The 6,028-nt window shown below is 69.2% G+C and carries 5 protein-coding genes and 1 pseudogene; 3 read left to right on the plus strand and 3 right to left on the minus strand.

Annotation, left to right across the window (positions count from 1 at the left end; translation table 11 throughout):
- Nucleotides 1-7 precede the first annotated feature (7 nt).
- Nucleotides 8-955 carry an ABC transporter ATP-binding protein gene (locus D7Y13_RS37085; RefSeq protein WP_120585196.1) on the minus strand — a complete coding sequence of 316 codons (948 nt, stop codon included), beginning with the start codon at nt 953-955 and terminating at the stop codon, nt 8-10.
- Nucleotides 956-1,141: 186 nt separating this feature from the next.
- Here D7Y13_RS37085 and ettA point away from each other — a divergent pair, with 186 nt between their 5' ends.
- Together ettA and D7Y13_RS37095 are read left to right on the plus strand one after the other, a co-directional pair.
- Nucleotides 1,142-2,821: an energy-dependent translational throttle protein EttA gene (ettA, locus tag D7Y13_RS37090; RefSeq protein WP_120536299.1), complete on the plus strand. Its 1,680-nt coding sequence runs from the start codon at nt 1,142-1,144 to the stop codon at nt 2,819-2,821.
- Nucleotides 2,822-3,019: 198 nt separating this feature from the next.
- The gene (locus D7Y13_RS37095) at nt 3,020-4,183 is read left to right on the plus strand and encodes an ATP-grasp domain-containing protein (protein ID WP_120536298.1); all 1,164 of its coding nucleotides are present in this window, start codon (nt 3,020-3,022) and stop codon (nt 4,181-4,183) included.
- 9 nt (nt 4,184-4,192) lie between these two features.
- On the opposite strand, the gene D7Y13_RS37100 is transcribed toward D7Y13_RS37095, so the two are convergent.
- Nucleotides 4,193-4,768 carry a DUF2378 family protein gene (locus D7Y13_RS37100; RefSeq protein WP_233595831.1) on the minus strand — a complete coding sequence of 192 codons (576 nt, stop codon included), beginning with the start codon at nt 4,766-4,768 and terminating at the stop codon, nt 4,193-4,195.
- 10 nt (nt 4,769-4,778) lie between these two features.
- Entirely contained in the window at nt 4,779-5,552 is a 774-nt protein-coding gene (locus tag D7Y13_RS37105; RefSeq protein WP_120536296.1) for an alpha/beta hydrolase, read from the minus strand.
- A 196-nt stretch (nt 5,553-5,748) separates the two neighbouring features.
- Between D7Y13_RS37105 and D7Y13_RS37110 the strand changes: the two are divergent.
- Nucleotides 5,749-6,028 (plus strand): annotated as a pseudogene (locus D7Y13_RS37110) (hypothetical protein); the annotation flags it as partial.

Raw genomic sequence — 6,028 nt, forward strand, 5'->3', positions numbered from 1 at the left:
GGGGGGGTCAGGCGGCCTGGTTCGGGCGGCCGCGGAGGATTTCGATGAGCACGTCTTCCAGGCGCGAGCGCCGCGTCTCCACCTCGGAGACGGGCAGCCCGTCCGCGTAGAGCGAGCGGAGCAGCTCCCCGGAGGGCGCGCAGTTCTCCCGCTCCACGTACGTGAGCGTGCGGCGGTCCGGGGACAGGCTCGCGGCGAAGCGCTGGCCGGCGGCGGGCATGGCGGGCAGGGCTTCGGAGAAGGTGACGACCAGGCGCTTCTCCCCGAAGCGGCGCAGGAGCGACGCCTTGTCCTCCACCATCAGGAGGCGGCCCTCGTTGATGATGCCCACGCGGTCGGCCAGCTCCTCCGCCTCTTCCAGGTAGTGGGTGGTGAGGACGATGGTGGTGCCCTCGCTGGCGATCTTCTTCACGTACGTCCACAGGTCGCGGCGCAGCTCCACGTCCACGCCCGCGGTGGGCTCGTCCAGGAACACGAGCCGGGGGCGGTGCACCAGCGCCTTGGCGATGAGCAGCCGGCGCTTCATGCCGCCGGACAGGGCGCGCGTGAGCGAGTCCTTCTTGGCCTGGAGGTTGAGGGCGGTGAGGACCTCGTCCACGCGCGCGTCGTCGCGCTTCTGGCCGTAGTAGCCCTGCTGGATGCGCAGCGACTCCGCGACGGAGAAGAACGGGTCGAAGTTGATCTCCTGCGGGACGAGCCCCACCTGGTAGCGGGGCCCCACGGGGTCCTGGTCCAGGTCCTTGCCGAAGACGCGCATGGTGCCGGCGGACTTCTTGACGAGCCCGCACACGCTGCCGATGAGGGTCGTCTTGCCGGCGCCGTTGGGGCCCAGGAGGGCGAAGATTTCTCCCGGCCGGATGGTGAGGTCCACGGCGTGGAGGGCGGTGAATTTTCCGTAGCTTTTGGAGAGGCCCTGCAGCTCCAGGGCGGGCGTCGTCGGCACGGGCTCGGACATGGCGGGCTTCCTCTAACACCTTCGCGCTGCGTTCGCTGGCCAAGCGGCCGGCCGTTCCGGGCCCCGTCCGCGTGACGCAGCCCGTCCAGCGGGACACGGGGAGTGCGTTCGCGCCTTGAGCCGGATGGGGCTCCCTGCTATCCGCACAGACCCGCTGACGCTTCGGCAGACACCCAGGAGGCCGCCATGGCCCAGAATTTCATCTTCACGATGCAGGACCTGCGCAAGGTCAAGAACAGCAAGGACATCCTCAAGGGGATCTACCTGTCGTTCTTCCCCGGCGCCAAGATTGGCGTGATTGGCCCCAACGGCTCCGGCAAGTCCACGCTGCTGCGCATCATGGCGGGCGTGGACACGGAGTTCTTCGGCGTCGCGAAGCCGGACCCCACGGTGAAGGTGGGCTACCTGGAGCAGGAGCCGCAGCTGAACACGTCCCTGGATGTGAAGGGGAACGTGGAGCTGGGCCTGAAGGAGATCCGTCAGGCGCTGGACCGCTTCAATGAAGTGAGCGCGAAGTTCGCGGAGCCCATGAGCGACGCGGAGATGGAGAAGCTGCTCGCGGAGCAGGCGAGGCTCCAGGACGCCATCGACGCGTCGAACGGCTGGGAGTTGGATCGCACGCTGGAGATGGCGATGGACGCCCTGCGGCTGCCCCCGGGCGACGCGGACGTGACGAAGCTGTCCGGCGGTGAGAAGCGCCGCGTGGCGCTCTGCCGCATCCTCTTGGAGAAGCCGGACCTGCTGCTGCTCGACGAGCCCACCAACCACCTGGACGCGGAGAGCGTCGCGTGGCTGGAGCAGGCGCTGAAGGCGTACACGGGGACCATCGTGTGCATCACGCACGACCGGTACTTCCTGGACAACGTGGCGGAGTGGATTTTGGAGCTGGACCGGGGCGAGGGCGTGCCCTGGAAGGGCAACTACTCCAGCTGGCTGGACCAGAAGCAGAAGCGGTTGGAGCTGGAGGAGAAGTCGGAGAGCCACCGTCAGAAGACGCTCAAGCGCGAGCTGGAGTGGGTGCGGGCGTCTCCGAAGGCGCGTCAGGCGAAGAGCAAGGCGCGCATCGCCGCGTACGAGGAGCTGTTCAACCAGTCGCAGCAGAAGCGGGACGTGACGGGCGAGGTGATGATTCCGCCGGGTCCGCCGCTGGGTGGGTTGGTGGTGGAGGCGAAGGGGCTGCGCAAGGCGTACGGCGACCGGCTGCTCATCGACGAGCTGAACTTCAAGCTGCCGCCGGGCGGCATCGTGGGCGTGATTGGTCCGAACGGCGCGGGCAAGACGACGCTGTTCCGGATGATGACGGGCACGGAGAAGCCGGACGCGGGCGAGCTGCGGATTGGCGAGACGGTGGTGATGGCCTACGTGGACCAGAGCCGCGACTCGCTGAACGGCGAGCAGTCGGTGTTCCAGGAGGTGAGCGGCGGGTTGGACCTCATCGACCTGGGCAAGGCGGGCACGGTGCCCAGCCGCGCGTACCTGTCGGGCTTCGCGTTCAAGGGAACGGATCAGCAGAAGCGGGTGAAGGACCTGTCGGGCGGTGAGCGCAACCGGCTGCACCTGGCGAAGATGCTCAAGAGCGGCGGCAACCTGCTGCTGCTCGACGAGCCGACGAACGACCTGGACGTGGAGACGCTGCGGAGCCTGGAGGACGCGCTGCTCAGCTTCGCGGGCTGCGCGGTGGTCATCAGCCACGACCGCTGGTTCCTGGACCGCATCGCCACGCACATCCTCGCGTTCGAGGGTGACAGCAAGGCGTTCTTCTTCGAGGGCAACTTCGAGGACTACGAAGCGGACAAGAAGAAGCGCCTGGGCCCGGACGCGCTGGAGCCGCACCGCATCCGCTACCGGCCGCTGCAGAAGAACTGAGACGTAGGTGTTGGCTCCGCCCCGGGATGACTGGGGCGGAGTTGTTCAAGGCCTGGAATCCTCCGCCATGGCCCCCATGTTCCCCCAGGGCGCCCTGCTGGCGGACCCTGCTGGTGGACAGTGTTTCCCACCGGGCTTCAAGGGCGGGGGCGGTGCCGCTATGGTCGTCCCCAGCGGGGGACCCGCCCGCCAGGAGCCATGAACTTCGTCTTCATCTCCCCCCACTTCCCGAGCCACTACTTCCACTTCGCCGTCGCGCTGCGCGAGCGCGGCGTGACCGTGCTGGGCATCGGTGACACGCCCTACGAATCCCTGCGTCCAGAGCTGCGCGAGTCCCTCCGCGAATACTTCTTCGTCCCCAGCCTGACGGACTACGACGCGCTCGTCCGCGCCACCGGCTACCTCACCTGGCGCCACGGCCGTGTGGACCGCATCGAGTCCCTCAACGAATCCTGGCTCGAAGTCGAAGCCCGCCTGCGCGAGGACTTCCACGCCCCCGGCCTCCAGCCCGCGGACATCCTCAAGCTGCGCTCCAAGTCCGGCATGGCCGAGGTGTTCCACGCCTCCGGTGTCCCCCACCCGGACCTCCTGCGCGTGCGCGACGCCGACCAGGTGAAGACCTTCGCCGCCCGCGTGGGCTACCCGCTCGTGCTCAAGCCCGACGTGGGCGTGGGCGCCGCGCACACGTTCAAGGTCACCACCGACGCGGAGGTGGACGCCGCGCTCGCGCACCCGCTGCCCACCTCCTACGTGGCCCAGCCCTTCGTGCGCGGCACCATCGTCACCTACGACGGCATCGTGGACCGCCACGGCGCCATCGTCTTCACGCTCAGCCACGAGTACAGCGACGGCGGCATGGAGACCGTCACCGAACGGCGCGACATCTCCTTCTGGAGCCTCCAGAACATCCCCCCCGCGCTCGACGTGCTGGGCCGTCAGGTCGTCGCCGCCTTCGGTCTGCGCGAGCGCTGGTTCCACCTGGAGTTCTTCCGGCTGCCCGACGGCCGCTTCGTCGTGCTGGAGGCCAACCTGCGCCCGCCCGGCGGCTTCATGACGGACATGATGAACTACACGTGCGACATCGACGTGTATCGGCTCTGGGCCCGCGTCGTGACGGGCGACCCGGTGGCGGACTTCCAGTACACGCCGCGCCACCACGTCTGCCACAGCGCGCGCCGTCACGGCCGCCGCTACAAACACACGCACGCGCAGATCGTGGAGCGGATGGGAAACGCACTCCTCGTCCACCGCGAGCTGCCGCCCATCTACCACAGCCTCCTGGGCGAGGAGATGTACCTCACCCGCCACGCGGACAAGGAAGCGATGCAGGAAGCCGTGCGCTTCATCCAGGCGACGGTGTGACGTGCGCCCTCAGCGCTCCGTCCAGGTGAGCGAATACACCGTGCCGTCCGCCTCCTCGCGAAGCTTCATCACGCGAGGCGCCTGCGCGCCGCCCACCTGGAGCACCGCCTCGAAGAGCGCCTCCGCGTAGCCGGGCGCATCGACGACGGAGTTGATCCGCAGCTCGTAGTGCGCGGGCCCGCGCTCGCTCAGCACGGCCTCCGTGTAGTTGTCCGTCCCGCGCAGCACCTCCGGAAGCCGCTGCGCCACGCGCTTCGGTCCCAACAGGCGCATCACGCTCATCACCGCGCGCCCGAGCAACGTGGCGCCGTAGCCCTCCACGTGCGCGCGCGCGAGCCGCCGGAACGCCTCCTCCCGGGTGAGGCCGGGGTAGGTCTCCTCGACGATGATGTTCAGGCACCGCGTCCAGAGGGGCACCGGGTAGAGCGGCAACAGCGGTCGGTCCAGGTCCACGCCGGCCTGCCGCAGCCGCTCGCGCAGGCGGGGAGATACCTGCCCGCGCAGGCCGTGCTGGAGCAGTCCTTCCACCACCTGCACGTAGACATGCCGCTGCTCGGGCGGCACCGACCGGGGTGTGCGCGTCACGGACGCGGGCTCAACCGAGCAGCCACTGCATGGCGCCCGGCAGCCGGCGCTGCCAGTCCTTCTCGTGGTGCTCGCCGCCGGGCTCCAGCACCAGGGACACCTCGTGGTCGCCGTAGCCCAGGCCCTTGAGGTGGTGGAAGAAGTCGCGCGTGCGCTGGCCGTAGTCCAGCGGCAGGCCGCCCACGTGGATGGACTCGGTGGCGCCCGCGTCCAGGTAGATGCGCGTCCACCGCTGGCTGTGCGCGCGCCACGCGTCGAACAGCCGGTTCTGGCTCCACATCACCGTGGGCGACAGCGCGCCGATGCGGCCGAACACCTGCGGGAACTTCCACCCCAGGTACAGCGAGATGAGCCCGCCCAGCGACGAGCCCATGGTGCCCGTCCACTCGCTGCCCGTGCGCGTGCGGTACGTCCGGTCGATGTACGGCTTGAGCTCCTCCACGAGGAAGCGCCCGTAGGCCTCGCCGCGCGCGACGACGCCGTTGCGAGGCTCGTCCCACGGCGAGTACTCCTGGAAGCGGCCCGGCCCGGAGTCCACCGCGACGATGATCCACGGCTCCATCCGGCCCGCGCTCACGCCCTCTTCGAGGACGCGGTTGGCGCACCACGTGTCGAAGACGGCGGACTCCGGATGCGCGAACACGTTCTGCCCGTCGTGCATGTAGAGCACCGGGAAGCGGTGGTCCTTCCAGGCGTCGTAGGTGTCCGGCGTGTAGATGCGGACGGTGCGGTTGAATCCCTCCTGGGGAGAGGGGAAGTGGCGAAGGATGTGGACGTGGCCCATGAGCTGTTCTGGGGCCGCGGTGTCGGCCCTCGCGAAGATGTGGCCCGCAGCATAGCCGCTACCGCCCCACGTCTTCGTCGAAGCGAAGGCCATCCCCCGTCCCTTGCCTGGACGCCAGGCCCGGAGAAGGGACGGGCGCACCTGGGAGGTCACCTTGTAGGGAAGGGTGGTCCCGCTCCTGCAGAGGGCCCGCCGCGTGCGTTTCCTCCTGCTCTGCGTGTGGCTGTTCCCGTGGCTCGTGCCCGTCAGGGCGCAGGCGGCGGCCTATGAGGTCGACCCCGAGGACACCGCGGAGCCGGCGTTGTTCGCGCTGCGGGAGGACGGCGCCATCACGGCGGAGACGTTCGCGGCGCTGACGGTGCTGCGGCGCACGGGGGTGGACCTGGCGAATGCCTCGCGAGCCAACCTCTACGGTCTGCCCGGTCTGACGTACGCGCGGGTGGATGGGGTGTTGGGGGCGGCGGCCTCCGGTGGAC

It is taken from the genome of Corallococcus praedator, from assembly GCF_003612125.1.
Taxonomy (GTDB): Bacteria; Myxococcota; Myxococcia; order Myxococcales; family Myxococcaceae; genus Corallococcus; species Corallococcus praedator.